We start from the raw sequence: 18,904 nt of genomic DNA on the forward strand, positions 1-18,904 counted from the left end.
AAGGACTTTTTATATGAACTACCCTCAGGAAGCAAATATCGTTTTTGATGCGAAATTTAAAAAGATGGTAAAGCAACGAAATCGATTCGCCGTTTTTTTAAGTTCAATTGTACTCAGCATTTATTTTATTTTTATAGGAACCGCTACCTTTCGCCCTGAATTACTTTCAATGCCACTAGAAGCAAGCAAAGTCACAATTGGTTTACCGATTGCTGCAATAGTTATTGTATCGAGCTGGGTCATAACGGGGTTATATATATTTATTACAAATCAATATTTTGACAAACAAAAAGAAAAATTAAGAAAGGAATATCATTATGAATAAATATTTTGCTTTTACTATTCTGACTTTACTTAGTCCTGCTGTTTGGGCTGCCCAAACTGAGCCAAGAAATTGGACCGCAATTATCATGTTTGCGTGTGTAGTCGGCCTTTCATTATTTATTACTTTTAAAGCTGCAAAGAAAACAGTATCGAAAGAAGATTTCTATACGGCAGGCAATGCCATTTCGGCAAAGCAAAATGGCTTAGCAATTGCCGGAGACTATATGTCTGCTTCAACCTTACTGGGGATTTCCAGTATGGTTTTCTTCAAAGGCTATGATGGTTTTATCTATGTGACGGGCTTTTTTGTTTGCTGGCCGATTTTAACTTTCTTAATGGCCGAAAGACTAAGAAACCTTGGTAAATATACTTTTGCAGATATTGTTTCGTATCGACTAGATCCGCAGCGAACTCGAATTTTGGCAACATGCGGCTCGCTTATTGTTGTATGTTGCTACTTAATTTTGCAAATGGTGGGTGCTGGTCAGCTCATTAAATTACTGTTTGGTCTAGATTATAAAATTGCCATCATGCTGGTCGGTTGTCTAATGTTGGTGTATGTCATTTTTGGAGGAATGCTTGCAACCACATGGATACAAATAGTTAAAGCTATTCTTTTGCTCTTTGGTGGAACAGTTTTAGTGTTTCTGGCATTTAAAGCGTTTGGTTTTAGTTTAAATAATATGGTTGCGGCTGCCGTTAATGCACACAAATTAGGACAAAAGGTGTTAGAACCGGGTCCAATGCTATCCAACCCGATTAATACACTCTCTATGTCTATTGGTTTGATCTTCGGTTTAGCAGGTTTACCTCATATTCTGATGCGCTTTTTTACGGTTCCAAATGCTGCTGAAGCACGCCGTTCAGTCTTTTATGCTTCTGGTTATATTGGTTACTTCTTTATTGTAGTTTGTATTTTAGGTTTAGCTTCAATCGCCATAGTAGGTACTAACCCTAATTACTTTGTAGATGGACACTTAGGCGGAGATTTAATTGGTGGTAGTAACATGGTTGCAATGCATCTAGCAAAAGCCCTTGGTGGAAATTTATTGCTAGGTTTCTTATCTGCCGTAGCATTTGCAACGATTTTAGCTGTAGTGGCTGGCTTGGCACTTGCTGGCGCTTCTGCTATTTCCCATGATTTATTTCAAAAAGTGATTAAAAAAGGCAAGGCAACTGAAAAGCAGGAAATGGTTGTATCTCGACTTTCAGTGGTAGTTCTTGGTGTAATTGCCATAGCATGCGGAATTTTATTTGAAAAAATGAACATCGCTTTTTTAATGGGACTTACATTTGGTATTGCTGCTTCCGCTAACTTTCCTGTACTTATTCTTTCTATGTATTGGAAAGATTTAACCACACGCGGCGCCATATTTGGTGGGTTTGTCGGAATCATTTCGGCAATTACTTTTGTAGTTTTATCACCGACAGTTTGGGTTGGTGTACTAGGCCATGAAAAAGCAATATTCCCATTTGATAATCCAGCTTTGTTTTCTATGCCACTCGCATTTTTGGTGAGTATCGTTGTTTCTTTGACTGACAAAAGTAAAAGAGCTGAGTTAGACAGACAGGGCTTTGAGTTACAAGTGGTACGTTCCGAGCTTGGTGCTCAACAAGGTTCATTTGAAAAAATGCCTTTGCATTAAGTTTATTCAAGAACCCAAAAAGCAAGAAAGCATGATTTTTTAATCATGCTTTCTTTATTAGACTTACATTTTAGTACTTTCTTAAAGCATTATTTCAGATGCTTTTGAAGTTCAGATCCAGCTTGTGATAACGCAGTTTTCACAGATGGTTCGTTGCTTAACGGATTTAACAGGCCATAGTCATGAATCAAACCGTTATAACGAGTTACAGTCACTGGAACACCAGCTTTATCTAAGTTACGGCCAAAAGCTTCACCTTCATCACGCAATACATCTAATTCAGCTGTTTGAATTAATGTAGGTGGGAAGTCTTTTAACTGTTCACTTGTAGCGCGAAGTGGTGATGCCAAAATATTATTGCGATCATTGGTATTGGTTGTGTAGTTGTCCCAGAACCATTTCATCATGTTCTTAGTCAGGAAGTATCCTTTTTCATACTGATTGTAAGAAGCATCGTCGAAACCAGCATTGGTAACAGGCCATAACATTACGTTGTAACGCACTTTTGGACCACCAGATTGTTTAATCTGAAGGGCAACAGCAGCAACCATGTTGCCACCAACGCTATTACCTACTAAAGCTAAACGGCTACCATCAACACCAATTTCTTTACCATGTTTAGCGACCCATTTGGTTGCTTCGTATGACTGATTAATTGCTACAGGGAAGTGAGCTTCTGGAGAAGGCGTATAGTTAACATATACAGCCGCCGCACCAGACTCACGAACTAAATCACGAATTAAGCGTTCATGAGTAGCAAAGTCGCCTAACACCCAACCGCCACCATGGAAGAACATAAATACAGGAAGAACGCCTTTAGCATTTTCTGGTTTAACAATTTTTAGCTGAATGCTTTGACCATTTATTTGAATTGTTTTCTCTGAAACTTGTGCTGGTGGAAGTTTCGCTCCCTTTTGTGCGCCGATTAAAACTTGACGAGCTTCGTTTGGAGTCATCAATTCCATTGGTTTGCCGTTACCCGAATTGAGTACGTTTAGAAAGGCTTGTACACCCGCAGTAGGAGCAGGAGTATTGATAGCTTCAGCTGAAACAGCTGTAGTGAAAAGAACAGATGTTAATAAAGCTGTTGCGATTTTCATGGTGAAAACTCACTTTAAGTTAGAAATTTTAAATACAACTTTGAGCCAAGGCTTTGTGTCCAATATGAAGTTGGTTCTATCGAAAGCTCAGTTCAATATTTATCTTGCGTATATAATACTTGCACGCAAGATACTTATGGTCAAGAATTATTTATAATAATTTTTAGATAATTTTAATTTTTGGTTTAAATATGAAAGAAAACAAGATATTAGGTGATCAACTCTGTTTCTCGCTTTATTCAGTGGCGAATGCACTTACGCGCCAGTATCGTCCATTACTTAAAGATTTCGATTTAACTTACCCTCAGTTCATCGTTCTTTTAGCTTTGTACGAAGAAGATGACATTTCTCTAAAAGAACTCGGTGAAAAGACTTTATTTGACTCAGGTACCTTAACGCCATTGGTTCAAAAACTTGAAGCAAAAGAGTTTTTGAAGAGGGTATCAATCAAAGAAGATGAGCGGGTGAAAAAAGTAATATTGACGGATAAAGCTTTAGAGGTAAAAGAAAAAGTGATTGATCTACCCAATCAGTTGCGATGTTCAATGCATATGAATGATGAGGAGCTGACTATGTTAAGAAAACTTTCTTTGAAATTATTGGAAGATTTGTAAAATATTTTGAAAATATTGGGAGGAAATTTACATTAAGGATGAATAAGAATATTAGAGCTAATCTACTATTCTTATGTAATTCTTTATAATAAATATTTTGATCATAATATTTAACATCAAAGTTATTCTGAAGATTTATTACATTTTAGAAGCGAATTGACTGAGCAACAGTAAAATTTGCATTAGGACTTGAAAACATGAAATGACTTTATAATATAAAAAATGATAAGATATCTGCATTGTGCTAATTTAAAATATCAGTCTGATTGAGTAAATATTCAGACTTTATTAAAGGAAAATAAATAATTGAATAAGCTTAATAATAAAATAAATCTAACAGCGAATGATGAATAAAAAACTGTAAGTCAAAAAACTATATTTTAATGTTTTTAACTGTGGTCTTAGCCATTATTGTTGTACCCTTTTAGTGGCGGTATTGCTTAAATTAGTTTTTAAATCTTTAGCATCTTATGAAATTGTTTATACATAATTTTTATCAAATTCTTAAGCAAGGAGATCTGGAACAAGATGATTTCAGAAGACACTTTGTTTAAATGGACAGCCCCTTCTAGTAATATAGAGCAAGAAAGAGTTGAACGAATGCTTCGTCAAGCGATTGATGATTATGAACCTTTTAAAGGGTGTTCATTAAAGATCTATGTAAAAGACTCGTATACGAATAATACAAATGTGTGGTCAGATAGTGATGTCGATATAGCTGTAGAATGTATTGAGGCTAGATATGAGGAGGTATCTAAAACTAGCAATTAAGAAACATCAGGAGTTCCCTGGTCAGGTAGATACATCAGGTGTACCAGTTTGCTGCCCTTCTTCATTCTGCCACCATTATTTAGTAGTGCTCGTGGTAGTTCTTCATTAATACACAAGGAGTCCGCCATACGTACTAATTCTCAATATCAACTTTTCTTCTATTTTCTTAGTATTTGTCTGTGCTTGATCATAGCACCTAACTCCCTTTCACTGAGTTTTCTAAAAAACTGATGATCAATATAAATCATGAACATGGATACTCCCTAGAATAGAGTTGATAATTAAACTAAAGGAGGTCATATACCTCCTTATTTTTTGTATTCCTATATTTGAAAATTAAAAGCTAATGAAATAAAGCACTGATTTCACAAGGGTCTAGATAGTGGAATTTAGGATAATCTACTAATAATTTAATGTAATAACTATAAATATTTTTATTAAAAAACCTATATTGTTTAGTTGTAAGTTAAATGCATGATTGCTAGGTTTTTATCTTGATTAATATATTCTAATCTTGAATGGAAAAGAATTTCATGTGTTGGTACTGCTTGATTACTGTCATAACAGTTTATTTGTACTTTATTGTTTATTGTTGAAAGCTGACAATTCGTATCTGCGACAATTGAACCCGAAAATATAATTTCACCTGTTGGTTCTGAAAAAGTTACTGAAGAAATTAATGAACCAATGATTACTAATATTTTTTTCATAAAAAACCTATTGAGCTGTATGGTAAATGTTTTGATTTTGGAGTTTTAGTAATTTAATGGAATTGATTTGCATAATTAATCAGAAATATATTGTATTGTTGTAGTTTTTTAATATTAATTTTTAATAACTTCTTTCAAAACTTGTAAGAAAAAGATGTCAAAAGGAATTTTTTTAGTTTTTGAGTAATTTTGTAGTTATTTCCTTACAAATTAATCATATTTGTTTTACGCTATTATTATTCTTTCTTTATATTATTTTTTTTCTTGATATATACAATTTCTAGACAATTTATCATTATGTTGATTATTAATAATATTGGAGTTAGTTATGGAAAAATGGGTTTGTAGTCATTGTAGATCATATCAGAAAGTAAATCCTTCAGAGATAAAGTCTGGTCGTAAAGTGTTCTTTTTTAATAATAGTATTTCTGTTAAGAATGTTGCAGCACGCGTTAATCAAATGACCAAAGGTGTTGTTCTAACGAGACGTAAAGATTTATTAAGTATTTTAGTGGAAGGGAAAATATTTAAAGTTAAAGATGTTGATGTTTATCCTGAAAATACACCTACAAGCCTTGTCTATAATATGTTTGGTGTGTGTAAGTGTTAATGATAAAAATATTGTATCAAATGATGAAAGCTAGGTTTTAATATTTTATGCGTGGTTGAATGAGTCAATAGTGATTGTTTGGTGGTTAATTAAAAATAGGTTCGATAGGGTAATTTTTATGTTTGGGGTGTAATTATTGAATCCACTATAAAAGATTTATGAGCTACATTTAGGGTTTTTTCCTTTATTTTTTTGGTCTAGTAATAGAATTCTTGTAATTTTATATATTTAAGGGGTGCGCATTTGTTTTATTAAAAAATAATTTTAATTAAATAGTGTTTTTAATTATAAATAAAATAAATTTGTAGTCCTTTTCTTACGAGATTTATAGGCTTGTATTACAGCAATGTTATTCTTATCTGATATTTGTGCTGAATTTTTTTTCATAAAATGCTCCCTTCGGTAAATTGAAATTCTAGTTGTTTTAAGGCTTATATTGATCGTGAGTCCGGTGGCTGTAATTTTTAAATACCGCTTTTCTTTAATGTGAGGGTTTTTAAGTGAAAAAATTGAGTTTAGGTTTAGCAACTTTAGTACTAAGTGCAACATCAACAGTATTTGCTGCGACTGGCACGATTAATTTCTCTGGTTCGTTAGTTGGTGAAACTTGTGATGCGGGTATGGAAGGTGGAGAAGCAGCAGGAAACGTAACCATGCCACAAGTGAATATCACGTCATTAGCTACTGCTGGAACAACTGCAGGTGTTACGCCATTTAAGATTAACTTAAAAGGTGCTGGATGTGTTGATCAAGCAAAAACAGCAACCCCTTATTTTGAATATGAAGTAGCCAAAATTAATGCTTTAGGTCGTTTAATTAATGATGCAGAGGCTGATGCTGCAACGAATGTTGAAATCCAAGTATTAAATGATAGTCAAAAAGTTATTGATTTAACTGCTTCCGCAGCTACACAAACAACAAGTGTGGGTGTTCCAGTTGGTGCGGCACCAGACAATAGTAACGACTTTAACTACTACGCTCGTTATTTCTCAACAGGTGTAGCTGGTGAAGGTAAAGTGAATGCTTCACTTAGTTATAACATTTTCTATAAATAATTTTTAGATTCGATTGGTAAAGGGGAAGAGAAATGAATATTCAACAATTCTTTTTTAAATTGATTGTATTGGTTGCATGCTATATATCATCAGCTACTTTTGCTGGAGTGACAATCACTGGTACTCGGATTATTTTCCCTTCCAATCAATCAAGCGTCACAGTGCAATTAAATAATCCAGATGACAAGCCTGCATTGGTTCAAGCATGGCTCGATAGCGGGGATCCAAAGGAGATTCCAAAGGCATCTGAGATTCCTTTCATTTTAACACCACCTCTTACACAAATCCCTTCGAAAAAGGGACAAATGTTGCGTCTAATTACGAAAGATAATTCATTGCTACCAAATGATCGCGAGAGCTTATTTTGGTTTAATATCTTGGATGTAGCAGCAACAGAGCAAGAGGCTGGTACTGAAGCAAATAAATTGCAAGTGTCTATTCGATCTCGCATTAAGTTAATCTATCGTCCGCAACAAATTAAAATTTCACAGGATAAAGCTTTCTCGACTACCTCATTTAAATATGATGATCGTACCAATATACTTAGTATTAGTAACCCATCTCCTTACTATATTAACTTTTACAATGTGACTATAAATACTGGTGCCGAGAATCTAGTTTATTCTGAGCCGTTGATGGTTGCTCCTTTTTCTACTGAAGCCGTAGAAATTAAATTAACATTTAAACCAACTCAAATTAATTATGCATTGATTAATGATTTTGGGGCAAATCGTTATTATAAGGCAATGCTTGTTAATGGAGCTTCGCAAACTGTAATGCAAGTAGAACAGAGTACGTCATGAATTTTACAGTGAAGTATAGTGCATTGGCTATTCTTTTAACGCAGTATGCATATGCAACAGAGGCGGAGATGGAAATTGAGGAATTACAGGCTCGTAGTGATTCATCAGCTAAGTTGTATGCGTTTAATGCACGTTCCTTATTTGGTGGTGCTAGCCAAGATATTGATTTGAGTAATTTTAAGCGCTCTAATGGTGTTATACCAGGGGTCTATACACTTCAGACCACTATAAATGGTGAAAAGACTTTGGGCTTAATTGATTTTAAATTCGATCACTTAGATGCAAGTCGTACAGCTGTTTTATGCATTGATAAGCAGTTGTTAAGTCGTTTAGATCTAAAACGAGAGATTTTGGAAAATCTTCCCAAACAAGACTGTCTTACCATTAAAGATTTGAGTGCTGATGCTTATTATGATGTCAATATGTCAGATTTGACATTAAATATATCATTGCCGCTAGTCATTGTTAATCAACGACCTCATGGATATATCGCACCAGAGCAATTCGATAAAGGTGTGACTTCTGCATTTGTTAGCTATGATTTTAACCGATATACAAGCAAAACACATCAGCAAAAAGAATTAAGCAGTAATTATCTTAGTTTAACCGGTGGTCTAAATCTAGGTGGTTTGAGCTTTCGTCATGCTGGGAGTTTTGATTCAAGTGGAACAGGTTTGGGTTCCTATCACTCTTATATGAATGCAATTTCGACAGATGTTTTACCTTTACATGCACGATTAACAGCAGGTGATTTTAGTACACAGAGTTATGTAACAGAGTCTGCACAAATTCGTGGAATGCAATTAGCATCAGATATTAGTATGTTACCCATGTCACAGCGTAGTTATGCACCTTTGATTAAAGGTGTAGCGAATACCAATGCATTAGTATCTATATATCAAAATGGACGAAAAATCTATGAACGTACCGTACCTGTGGGTGAGTTTGAGTTCAATGACTTGACCGCGATTGGTAATAATGGCGATTTAACGGTTGAAGTTACTGAAAATGGTGGTGAAAAACGTCAGTTTATTGTACCTATGCAAGGTAATATGAGTTTAGTTCGAGTAGGTCAATTTAACTATAGCATGGCAGTTGGACAGTATAAATTAAACAACATTGTTACTGATGATTATGTTGCACAGTTTGGAGCTGAATTTGGTTTGACCAATTATTCGAGTGTATCTGCAGCTATAAATGCGAGTAAAGTGTATCAAAACTATGTACTTAGTCTCGGAAAAAATACGTCACTTGGCGGTTTTAGATTTGATCTAGAACAAGCTAAAACGACAGTTATACAAAAAGATTATATGGGGCAGCGCTTTAAATTGGCTTATCAGTATAGTCATGCGCCATCTAATTTGTCTATCAGCGCCACTGCGCAATATCAAGATCAAAAGTATCAAACTTTAAATAATACAATGCTACTACTTAACTATAAAGACTTGGGGCAAGTGGAACTAGATAATCTATTTTCATCTTATCGTTTAAAGCAACAGTTTAACTTGTCTTTGTACAAAACTTTTGCAAATAGTAAGTTGGGTTCAATTTCACTCAGCGTTTTGAAAAGTAATTACTGGGATAGTATGGATGATTATATGCAATATGATTTGGGCTATGCTAATCGCTGGAATAAGTTAAATTACTCAATCGGATATTCTCAAAGTAATCGCAGTTTAAGTGGTTATAACAGCAATAACAAAGATCAAAAAGTGTATTTGACTTTGTCAATGCCTTTAGAGTGGCGAAAAAAACATATAAATACATATTCAAATATTCAGCATTCAAAAACTGAAGGGCAGCCAACCAATGCTACCTTAGGTTTTACAGGAACATTGGGCGAGCAAAAGCAGATGAACTATAGCGTGACAGCCAATCAAAGTTGGAATCAAAATAGTGCTGAAAATTCTTCGATTTCAACCAATTTGAGTTACAACTTGCCTCAAGTAAAATTTGGTGTAATGGTGAGTAGTAGTGATCAGCAATCTCAATATAGTGTAAGTGCTCGTGGTGCATTGGTTGCACATCGTTATGGTATAACTGCGACCAATCAAATCTCGGATACTTATACAATTATTCATGCTGAAGGTGCTCGCGGTGCAAATATTATGAATGCGTGGGGGAGCAAGATTGATTATTTTGGTAATGCAGTTTATGCAAACTTATCTCCTTATGATAAAAACTTAATTTCGCTCAATATCCAAGATCTTGATTTTGATATTAATGTTAAGTCTAACCAGGCTGAAGTGATTCCGCGCCGCAATAGTGCAACTTTGGTTAAATTTGATGTGGAAAAAACCTCAAATATTTTACTTAATGTTCTTAATTTTGACATGACAAAACAGATTCCAATAGGTGTTCAAGCTTTGAGTACTGATGGTCAAATTGTTGGAATGTTTGGTCAGTCTAACCAATTGTTTATAGAAAAAGCGGCCTTATTAAATCAAGATATTTTGGTGCAATGGGGGGCAACAGAACGCCAGGCTTGCCGTATAAATGCGCCTCAGCGAGTCTTATCTAAGCAAAAGAATACAAAAAAAATGCAGTTGATTGACGTGGAATGTAAGTGATGAAAGTAAAAATTCTCGTCAATAATTATTTAAGTTTCTTTTTACAATTGTTTGAAAGTCATCAGGTTTATGCAAATGCTATGTGCCTGGATAATTCTCCCCTATAGGGCGTGGGAAAACTACTTTCGAAGAAGTACATGTTCGTAAAGGCATATGTCGGGGATTTGGTAATCTCTAAACACTAGTGCAAATTTAGTAGATAGTAAGACTATCATTCCTAATTACGCATCATGTCATGATGAAGAATACAAATATGCTTCTTTTTATATATTTTCATCTACTTCAAATCTTAATATTTATAAATTAATTAATGTGAGTCTAATGCCTATATTAGGTTAGCTGTTAATTCAATTGAAACAAAAAACTGTGATTTAAATATTCTTACAGAGCATTAAATACAGCTTTCTTAAAATATTTTAAAATTGGCTAACACTGAAGTAATTCTCTCTTAATTTGCTATTCAAGCGAATTACTTAGAAGAGCTAGTAAATACAGTATTTTACTATTCTATGGGTAAAATTCTGATAAGCCGGTTTTGAAATTTATGATGCAACAAGCAAATGCTTAGTTGAATTTATTACTTAATTTGGCTTTGATTTTTTAAAAGATGGTATATGTATGTTAAAATAGTTTTATACTCTTTGTTGCAAAAAAAAACTATAATGAGCCTGTTGGCTTTATAATTGTTAAGAATCAAGCGGCAACATTTATGATTTACAAATGATTTTGATATTTTTTAATTAATCTTGCCTTTGATAAATGAAAAAGATAAGACTATGGAAAATTATCCATTGAAAAGTATTTAAGTTCTATTTTTATACTGTCGAATGTTTAGTAAATGCTTTTGATGTGGTATAAGGTGGTTGCATTGATTTCTGCTAATTTTATTAAATAATTTTTAAATTTTTGATGTGTAGTAATATTTTAATAATAAGTATTGATTATAATATTTTTTAATTTTATAAATTTTTTTAAATTCTATTTTAATTATAAATAAAATAAATTTGTAGTCCTTTTCTTACGAGATTTATAGGCTTGTATTACAGCAATGTTATTCTTATCTGATATTTGTGCTGAATTTTTTTTCATAAAATGCTCCCTTCGGTAAATTGAAATTCTAGTTGTTTTAAGGCTTATATTGATCGTGAGTCCGGTGGCTGTAATTTTTAAATACCGCTTTTCTTTAATGTGAGGGTTTTTAAGTGAAAAAATTGAGTTTAGGTTTAGCAACTTTAGTACTAAGTGCAACATCAACAGTATTTGCTGCGACTGGCACGATTAATTTCTCTGGTTCGTTAGTTGGTGAAACTTGTGATGCGGGTATGGAAGGTGGAGAAGCAGCAGGAAACGTAACCATGCCACAAGTGAATATCACGTCATTAGCTACTGCTGGAACAACTGCAGGTGTTACGCCATTTAAGATTAACTTAAAAGGTGCTGGATGTGTTGATCAAGCAAAAACAGCAACCCCTTATTTTGAATATGAAGTAGCCAAAATTAATGCTTTAGGTCGTTTAATTAATGATGCAGAGGCTGATGCTGCAACGAATGTTGAAATCCAAGTATTAAATGATAGTCAAAAAGTTATTGATTTAACTGCTTCCGCAGCTACACAAACAACAAGTGTGGGTGTTCCAGTTGGTGCGGCACCAGACAATAGTAACGACTTTAACTACTACGCTCGTTATTTCTCAACAGGTGTAGCTGGTGAAGGTAAAGTGAATGCTTCACTTAGTTATAACATTTTCTATAAATAATTTTTAGATTCGATTGAAAGGCATTCGAATTTTCTGAACTTTCGAGTGCTTTCTCTTAATTCGGTAGAGTTTATAAAGGGGTAAGGCAATTGTTTGTTTAATAAGCATACTATTAAACAAGATCTGATAGCAATGGAATTTTTAATTCTACTTGTGGGTGTATTTTTGTTCTTCTTTCAAAGAAAAAAGAATACAGGTGATTTAATTAATTGATGTGGAGTTTAAGTCGTGAAAACTTTAGTAAATTTTATAGCAATCCTGTATTTAAGTTTTCTTGGAAATCAGCAAATATTTGCTTATACATATAGTTGCCCAGCTAATCCAAATACTCCGTTGGGACCTGAAGTTACCACTTTTGAAGACACACTCATACGTAAGGGCTCTGGTTGGGGGTTTGGGCGTTCTCTTAATGTAAGTGCAACTTTGGCAGATTGTAAATCAACAATTCCTAATTATAAGACTCGTTATGATAATGAATGGAGAAATGCTTCATTTAAGATTTTTTCATCATCAGATATTGACATGTCTAGAAGTCTTAATGTTAGCGGATTAACTTATTATAAAATAAGGAATACCAGTTCAACTTTCTTAAATACGCATGGCTATATTTATTTTAGATTCAGAGAAAATAATCCTGAAAACCCGCGTAAAACGGAGCTTGATATGTTAAAGGCAAATGGCGATGGATGGTCTTTAGATGGGTCTCAAGGCGCAGATAGAAACTTTTCTCCGCATATCAAGCTGGAGATCTTAGATACAAGGGTTTATTTTACACAAGCTCCCACAGTAGTTGAAAGAGCTAGTATACGTTTAGGTACTGCTCAGACTTTTAATTATGTATACGATTCTGACAAAATTTTTGATTACTATAGAGGTGGAGATGATGTCTATATTACATTAGTTGTTAATCCTGAGGTGACAAAAACCTGTAATTTGGATATTCCACCAGTAAATTTAAGTCAAGTTTCTGTTCAAAATAGTTTAAATGGAGTTGGAGCAGAGGCAGGTCAAACTCCATTTTTTATTAAAGCCAATTGTTCGGAAGGGCTGGCAAATACAGCGCTTTATTATTCTATGGGGGATAATGCAAACCTGAAAAATTATAGTGATGTTTTGACTAATACTGAAAAAGATACTGAGAGTGTAGGGATTAGAGTTTATGATGCAACAACGAATCTACCTGTTTATTACAATAAGCTATATGACTTTGGAGTTTTAAGTGGTGGCGTAATGCCAGTTGTTTCTAAATTATTTTACGCACGCTATTATAGAAAAGATAATAATCCTATAAAAGTTGGAGTTGGTAGTGTTAGTGCTCAGGCAACGATTTCAGTAACATATAAGTAGCTTATTAAATGTAGTTTTTTTAATTAACCAATATCTGTTTTTAGCAATATTGGTTTTTTCATTGTTTATTATTTATTTTTTATATGATAAAAAGTAATAATAAACATATATGTTAAATGTTATCCATAGTGAAAATAGTGTTATGAAAAAAAATTAAATGAGAAGGAGTTAGTAAACATATTTTAAATCACTTATTCATATTGCTGTTTATGTAGTAAATTATGCCAGTTTATTTTTTTAAAAATGTAAAGTGGTATTGATTTTCTTGTAATAATTTCATGTTTTTTTTGTAAGGTTTATAGATTTAATATTTTATTTATTTTTTAAATTGATTGAATTTTAATTTTTAAGTTGATGTTATAATGTTTTAATTAACTTTTAATTTTATTAATTATCTTCCAGATAATCGATCTATATCTTTTTTATGTGATTTTACAGGCCTTGTGCCTGTTGTGCTTGAACTATTTTTGAAACGAGTTTTTTAAGAAATTATTAAATATTAATCAATTTTTTTTAAACATATCGGAGTTTCAAGAACTTTTAATGAGCTAAATTAAATAAAATAGAGGTAAATAAGTTTTATTTATTTATTATAAAATTCGTATTGTTTTTTATTTACTTTGTTTTTGATTTAGTTGTCATTTTTTTTATTGTTGTTAATCAATCGATTAATAAATGATTGTATAAAGTTGTAGAGTCTAGGACCTTTTGTATAAAGTAGTAAAATAAGCTTTATAACTGAAACTGCTTAAACTTGAAAAATTATTGAGGTAAATATGAACAGTGTTTTGATCGTTGATGACCACCCTGTAGCACGTTTAGCTGTTCGTATACTTCTGGAAAAAGAAGGAATGAATGTTGTCGCCGAAACTGGTGATGGGATTGAAGCAGTTTATTTGATTAAACAGCATCATCCAGATTTGGTTGTGATAGATATAGATATTCCTTCAATGAATGGAATTGATGTTGTTAACCGACTGCGAGCTAATAGATATGACGGAGCAATGTTAGTCCTCAGTGGTAAAGATGACGAACACTATATCAAGCGTTGTGCTGGTGCAGGAGCTGATGGTTTCATTAGTAAAAAAAATCAACCCACAGAGTTACATGATGCAGTTCGTGCACTTAGGAGTGGTTATAGTTATTTTCCGCGCCATTTAACGCGGAACGATGTAGCTTCAAGTAGTGAAAAAGGTGAGCAAGATAAGCTAGCTGATTTATCTGCAAAGGAATTACAAGTCCTACATTATTTAGCAAAAGGGGAGAAAATCATCAGTATTTCTGAACTTATGAACATTAGTGATAAAACAGTGAGTACATATAAACGACGGTTGATGGAAAAACTTAACTTAAACAATATGTTGGAGTTTTACGATTTTGTCAAAAGAAATAGCTTGGATTAACTTACTCTATGCCTAAAATATTGTTTTTCTGTAGCATTTTTCTCTGTGTTTTGAGTAGTCAACTATTGGCTAAAGATCCAGAATTGATGCAAATTTTTAGTCGCGAAAGATTTCCACCATTGAAGTTTGACTTAAATAGTGATGATTGGCGATGGTTAGGGAAAAAACAAGAGATCAATGTTGCTATATATTTACCTGCAAAACCACCTTTTGATTTAGAGTCTGAACGAGGTACTGTTGAAGGAATTGCTGCTGATTACAGTTTACTAATTGCACGCTCCCTAGGGCAGTATATGAAAGTGCAACGTTATTCAGATCGTGACACGGCACTAAATGCACTCAATAGTGGTGAAGTCGATTTGATGGTTGATTATAGACCAAACAAAGATCAGAACTTTATTGAGAGTCAGCCTTTAACACCTTCTTATAATGCACTTGTAGCACGTGATGTATCTCTCTCAAATACTCAGAAAATTCCTTCAAATGCTCGAATTGCTGTATTAAAAGGATATTTAACAGATGAGTGGGTGACACAACATTATTCACATGCAAAAATCACACGATACGCTAATTCCTCTGTAGCTTTATCATCAGTAGCTTTTGGAGAAAATGATTACTTTATTGGTAACCTTACTGAGGCAAGCTTTTTTGTTGAACGCAGTTACTCCAATGTATTGTCTATTATAGATGTTTTGCCCACCTCTGAAACAAAAGGTTTGCATTTTCTATTTCGAGCAAATGATACTCAGCTTCAAAGGATTGTGAACACTGTTCTAAAAACAATTTCCTTAGTACAACATCAAGAAATTACGAGTCAATGGAGTTTAGGTGAAGATATATGGAGAGCGCAATCTTCATTTGTATTAACAGAAAATGAAAAACGTTGGTTAGCTCAAAATAAAGAATTAAGAGTGGTTATAAATCCATTATATGCACCATATACAATGTTGGACGCTAAAGGAAAATCTCATGGAATTGGAATTGATATTTTACATTTGATTCATGTACGTACAGGCATCAATTTTAATGTGATTACGGCTGAATCTCCATCTCAGATGTTCAAGATGATCAGCCAAAAGAAAGCCGACTTTATTGCTTCAATGAGTTATAGCGATATACGTGCAAAACATGTGTTATTTACTCGTCCATATGTAGAACCTCCCTTTGTTTTAATCGTTCATGATAAAGCTGGTGCGCCAAAAAATCTTTCAGAAATTAAATCACTAGCAATAGTGCCAGATCATGCTTTATGGGGATGGATCAAAGAAAAATATCCAAGGATTAAATTGGTTAAAGCTACAACTGCAAGTTTAGCTATGCAAAAAGTTAAAGAAAATGAAGTCGATGGGGCAGTGCAAAATCTAATTAGTGCGAATTATATAATTGATCGCTATTTTCGAGGAGATCTTAAAATTGCCACTCAAATTAGTGATCAATCTGCTCAAATGGCTTTTGCTGTTGGTAGGGACAATCCAGAACTGTACAGTATCTTAAATAAAGTTTTATCAGATATTGCTCCAAGAGATATTTCAATCATTGCTAACAAATGGCAAGGTACACCAGAAGTAAATCTTGATACTTGGGTCGAATATCGTAGAGAATTTTATTGGTTAACAGGTATATTTTTAGTTCTAGTATTAACCTCTTTATTCTGGAATTATTATTTACGACGAGAAATAAAAAAACGTAATTTGGTTCAAACACAGCTTAAGGAACAAGTTGTGTTTAGAGAAACATTATTTAATAGTATGCTCGTACCGATTTATGTTGTAAATGCTCAAGGTATAGTATTAGAGCATAATCAGGCTTGGGGAAAGTTCTTTAAAAGCGATTTGGAGCAGATCAAAAATACACCATTAACCTCACCAACGCATCCGCTTTATGAAATCTATCCAACCTTACAAGATATCTTTAATCATGTTCAAGACGGGCCTTTATATAAGCATCAATATAATATTTATAATGGTGAAGAAACGCGTATTATCCAGCATCAAATGGTACCTTATGTTGATATTCATGAAAAGATTAATGGCGTAATTTGTAGCTGGCAAGATATCACAAAACAAGAATATCTTTTAACCGAATTGTCTACCGCAAGAGAGCGAGCTGAGCAAGCAAATCGTAGTAAAACAACTTTTCTTGCAACCATGAGTCATGAAATCAGAACGCCAATTAGTGCAATTATTGGCTTACTTGAACTTATAGTCACCAATAAAAATTTTTCTCATAGTGATATGAATACTGTTCAAGTCGCTTATGAGTCTGCTCAGTCACTGATGGGGCTCATAGGTGACATTTTAGATATGGCGAAAATAGAATTTGGAGCTTTAACGTTAGATACTCAATGGACTCCTGTTCAAGAGCTAATTACACCAGTGGTCCGTGTTTTTGATGGTTTAGCACTACAGAAAAATTTAACACTCTATTGTCATATTGATATATTACACCCAGATGAAATTAATATTGATGCGCTTCGTTTGCACCAGATATTGTCGAATCTCGTGAGCAATGCAATTAAGTTTACTGAACAAGGAAGTGTTGAAGTTTTAGTCAAGTTTTTAGATAGAAAAGAAGATACGATTAACCTACAACTGAATGTAACAGATACTGGTGTAGGTATTTCCTTAGAAGATCAGCAACAAATTTTTGTACCATATCGACAGGCAGCTGCAGGTAAGTTACAGACTGGAACCGGGCTAGGACTTGCAATTTGTTCGCAACTCGTCGAAATGATGGGAGGAACAATTCATATGCAAAGTCAGCTTGGAAAAGGAACTCAAATCACAATTGATATTCCTGTTGAACATCGGGTTTCAACTCATCCTATTGTAGTTGATAAAACTGAGTTTTCTATAAGTTCACAATCATTATATATTTTGGCAGTAGATGATCATCCCGCAAATAGATTGCTATTAAAATCACAATTGATCCGTTTAGGGCATACAGTTGTAGAGGCAGAAAACGGTGATCAAGCATTACAACTATTTCGTAAACATGATTTTAATTTAGTGATTACAGATTGTAATATGCCAGTGATGGATGGTTTAACACTGACAAAATTATTACGTCAGGAACAGTGTGGAGCTTTGACAATTTTTGGATTAACTGCAAATGCTCAAGCTGAGGAAAGAGCTCGTTGTTTAGAGGCTGGCATGGATGAATGTCTATTTAAACCATTACGATTGGCTCAACTCGAAAATTTATTAAATCAAGTTGATCGCAATTCGAGTGTAAATCAAATATCACAAATTTTGCTTGAACACTTGATAGATTTAGAGAAATTAAATCAATTGGTGCAAAATGATAATGATTTATTAATTCAATTATTAGTTACGACAAAAAATGAAAATATTCAGGATTTAAAACAAGTTAGCCAGTTCATGGTGCAGGAAGACTATATTGCATTGGGGCGTTGTTTTCATCGTTTAGTTGGTGCAGCTCAGATAATTGGTGCTTCAGAAATTGAAAGATGCAGTAGTGAGTTAGAGAGCTACTGTGATAAACAAGTTGGTTTTGAAGAATTTCAGATAAAGATTCAATATCTCATACAGGTTGTGACACAATTTAATCAAGCCGTAGATGATTTTATAAATGGATATTAATACAGTTTTTATTGATTTTATAAATCACATAAAAACTTAAATAAATTATCAGGCCAAATCAATATTATTCGAATTTTAATAATATTATTGGTCACTCTAAATTTGAGTGGATCGTTGCAGGTATTGTTGGCTTGATGATCTTCATATGGGCCATTAAGCCTCTTTCATAAATCATTATTTTGCCAACTGAAAGATGAAATTCCAGCAATTAATACTTCTGCCACTTGTGGTAGAAGTAATACTTTTATCATATTTTCCATAAAATTCAAATCAATACATTATCAATGCTTTACGCTTTAAAGATAAGCCCCACGTAAATAAGCTGCTTAAACTTTATCTGGTAATTTATGCGCTAGTACATGTTCACAGATCTCATATGGGTAGTCTATTTTGCCTGCTGAATCCTTATAATAAATATATCTACATCCATATGATGTAATTGTTCGATTTTTTTCGGAGTTATATAGCCTATATTATTTTGTTTTTTTGATTATTAGAAAAGCCAACTATATAATAGTATTGAATCTAATTTACATAGTCTAAGCAGCGAAGAAAATTATTTTTATCATTATCGATAATGAATAAAAAATTC

Annotated in this window: 14 protein-coding genes and 1 pseudogene; 12 read left to right on the forward strand and 3 right to left on the reverse strand. The window is 33.4% G+C overall.

Annotated elements, in window-relative coordinates; translation table 11 throughout:
* The first annotated feature begins 13 nt into the window (after positions 1-13).
* Positions 14-325 (forward strand): DUF485 domain-containing protein, encoded by a 312-nt coding sequence (locus tag AS4_RS07370; RefSeq protein WP_096733712.1) that lies wholly within the window; start codon positions 14-16, stop codon positions 323-325.
* Positions 318-1,970 carry a cation/acetate symporter ActP gene (actP, locus tag AS4_RS07375; RefSeq protein ID WP_096733713.1) on the forward strand — a complete coding sequence of 551 codons (1,653 nt, stop codon included), beginning with the start codon at positions 318-320 and terminating at the stop codon, positions 1,968-1,970. Before AS4_RS07370 ends, actP begins: the two co-directional genes overlap by 8 nt.
* Positions 1,971-2,059: 89 nt before the next feature.
* Here actP and AS4_RS07380 read toward each other — a convergent pair whose 3' ends face one another.
* The gene (locus tag AS4_RS07380) at positions 2,060-3,070 is read right to left on the reverse strand and encodes an alpha/beta hydrolase (RefSeq protein ID WP_096733714.1); all 1,011 of its coding nucleotides are present in this window, start codon (positions 3,068-3,070) and stop codon (positions 2,060-2,062) included.
* Positions 3,071-3,261: 191 nt separating this feature from the next.
* Here AS4_RS07380 and AS4_RS07385 point away from each other — a divergent pair, with 191 nt between their 5' ends.
* Together AS4_RS07385 and AS4_RS07390 are read left to right on the forward strand one after the other, a co-directional pair.
* Complete coding sequence (locus AS4_RS07385; protein ID WP_096733715.1) at positions 3,262-3,684, forward strand: MarR family winged helix-turn-helix transcriptional regulator; 423 nt, start codon at positions 3,262-3,264, stop codon at positions 3,682-3,684.
* Between the two features lie 528 nt (positions 3,685-4,212).
* Positions 4,213-4,455, forward strand: a complete 243-nt coding sequence (locus AS4_RS07390; RefSeq protein WP_197724428.1) for a hypothetical protein — start codon at positions 4,213-4,215, stop codon at positions 4,453-4,455.
* A 455-nt stretch (positions 4,456-4,910) separates the two neighbouring features.
* Here the strand turns inward: AS4_RS07390 and AS4_RS07395 are convergent, their stop codons facing one another.
* Complete coding sequence (locus tag AS4_RS07395) at positions 4,911-5,165, reverse strand: hypothetical protein (protein ID WP_096733717.1); 255 nt, start codon at positions 5,163-5,165, stop codon at positions 4,911-4,913.
* A 328-nt stretch (positions 5,166-5,493) separates the two neighbouring features.
* On the opposite strand from AS4_RS07395, the gene AS4_RS07400 reads away from it, so the two are divergent.
* From AS4_RS07400 to AS4_RS07435, 8 genes are all read left to right on the forward strand, one after another.
* Positions 5,494-5,775, forward strand: coding sequence for a hypothetical protein (locus AS4_RS07400; protein ID WP_096733718.1), 282 nt, complete (start codon positions 5,494-5,496; stop codon positions 5,773-5,775).
* A gap of 500 nt (positions 5,776-6,275) precedes the next feature.
* Positions 6,276-6,830 carry a fimbrial protein gene (locus tag AS4_RS07405; RefSeq protein ID WP_096733719.1) on the forward strand — a complete coding sequence of 185 codons (555 nt, stop codon included), beginning with the start codon at positions 6,276-6,278 and terminating at the stop codon, positions 6,828-6,830.
* A gap of 32 nt (positions 6,831-6,862) precedes the next feature.
* Complete coding sequence (locus AS4_RS07410; protein WP_096733720.1) at positions 6,863-7,633, forward strand: fimbrial biogenesis chaperone; 771 nt, start codon at positions 6,863-6,865, stop codon at positions 7,631-7,633.
* Positions 7,630-10,203: a fimbria/pilus outer membrane usher protein gene (locus AS4_RS07415; RefSeq protein WP_096733721.1), complete on the forward strand. Its 2,574-nt coding sequence runs from the start codon at positions 7,630-7,632 to the stop codon at positions 10,201-10,203. Before AS4_RS07410 ends, AS4_RS07415 begins: the two co-directional genes overlap by 4 nt.
* Before the next feature lie 1,202 nt (positions 10,204-11,405).
* Entirely contained in the window at positions 11,406-11,960 is a 555-nt protein-coding gene (locus AS4_RS07420) for a fimbrial protein (RefSeq protein WP_096733719.1), read from the forward strand.
* 228 nt (positions 11,961-12,188) lie between these two features.
* On the forward strand, positions 12,189-13,307 hold the full coding sequence (locus tag AS4_RS07425) for a fimbrial protein (RefSeq protein WP_096733722.1): 1,119 nt from the start codon (positions 12,189-12,191) through the stop codon (positions 13,305-13,307).
* A gap of 776 nt (positions 13,308-14,083) precedes the next feature.
* Positions 14,084-14,710, forward strand: a complete 627-nt coding sequence (locus AS4_RS07430) for a response regulator (protein ID WP_096733723.1) — start codon at positions 14,084-14,086, stop codon at positions 14,708-14,710.
* 65 nt (positions 14,711-14,775) lie between these two features.
* Positions 14,776-18,312: a transporter substrate-binding domain-containing protein gene (locus AS4_RS07435; RefSeq protein ID WP_319922700.1), complete on the forward strand. Its 3,537-nt coding sequence runs from the start codon at positions 14,776-14,778 to the stop codon at positions 18,310-18,312.
* Between the two features lie 329 nt (positions 18,313-18,641).
* Here the strand turns inward: AS4_RS07435 and AS4_RS22110 are convergent.
* Positions 18,642-18,796: pseudogene (locus AS4_RS22110) on the reverse strand (tyrosine-type recombinase/integrase); the annotation flags it as partial.
* Positions 18,797-18,904 lie beyond the last annotated feature (108 nt).

It is taken from the genome of Acinetobacter guillouiae (genome assembly GCF_002370525.2).
Lineage (GTDB): Bacteria > Pseudomonadota > Gammaproteobacteria > Pseudomonadales > Moraxellaceae > Acinetobacter > Acinetobacter guillouiae.

What these genes read in the sequence shown, in the direction of transcription:
- actP (WP_096733713.1), top strand. Translation starts at nt 318, where the DNA reads ATGAATAAATATTTTGCTTTTACTATTCTGACTTTACTTAGTCCTGCT.
- AS4_RS07430 (WP_096733723.1), top strand. Translation starts at nt 14,084, where the DNA reads ATGAACAGTGTTTTGATCGTTGATGACCACCCTGTAGCACGTTTAGCT.
- AS4_RS07410 (WP_096733720.1), top strand. Translation starts at nt 6,863, where the DNA reads ATGAATATTCAACAATTCTTTTTTAAATTGATTGTATTGGTTGCATGC.
- AS4_RS07395 (WP_096733717.1), bottom strand. Translation starts at nt 5,165, where the DNA reads ATGAAAAAAATATTAGTAATCATTGGTTCATTAATTTCTTCAGTAACT.
- AS4_RS07400 (WP_096733718.1), top strand. Translation starts at nt 5,494, where the DNA reads ATGGAAAAATGGGTTTGTAGTCATTGTAGATCATATCAGAAAGTAAAT.
- AS4_RS07390 (WP_197724428.1), top strand. Translation starts at nt 4,213, where the DNA reads ATGATTTCAGAAGACACTTTGTTTAAATGGACAGCCCCTTCTAGTAAT.
- AS4_RS07370 (WP_096733712.1), top strand. Translation starts at nt 14, where the DNA reads ATGAACTACCCTCAGGAAGCAAATATCGTTTTTGATGCGAAATTTAAA.
- AS4_RS07385 (WP_096733715.1), top strand. Translation starts at nt 3,262, where the DNA reads ATGAAAGAAAACAAGATATTAGGTGATCAACTCTGTTTCTCGCTTTAT.
- AS4_RS07415 (WP_096733721.1), top strand. Translation starts at nt 7,630, where the DNA reads ATGAATTTTACAGTGAAGTATAGTGCATTGGCTATTCTTTTAACGCAG.
- AS4_RS07380 (WP_096733714.1), bottom strand. Translation starts at nt 3,070, where the DNA reads ATGAAAATCGCAACAGCTTTATTAACATCTGTTCTTTTCACTACAGCT.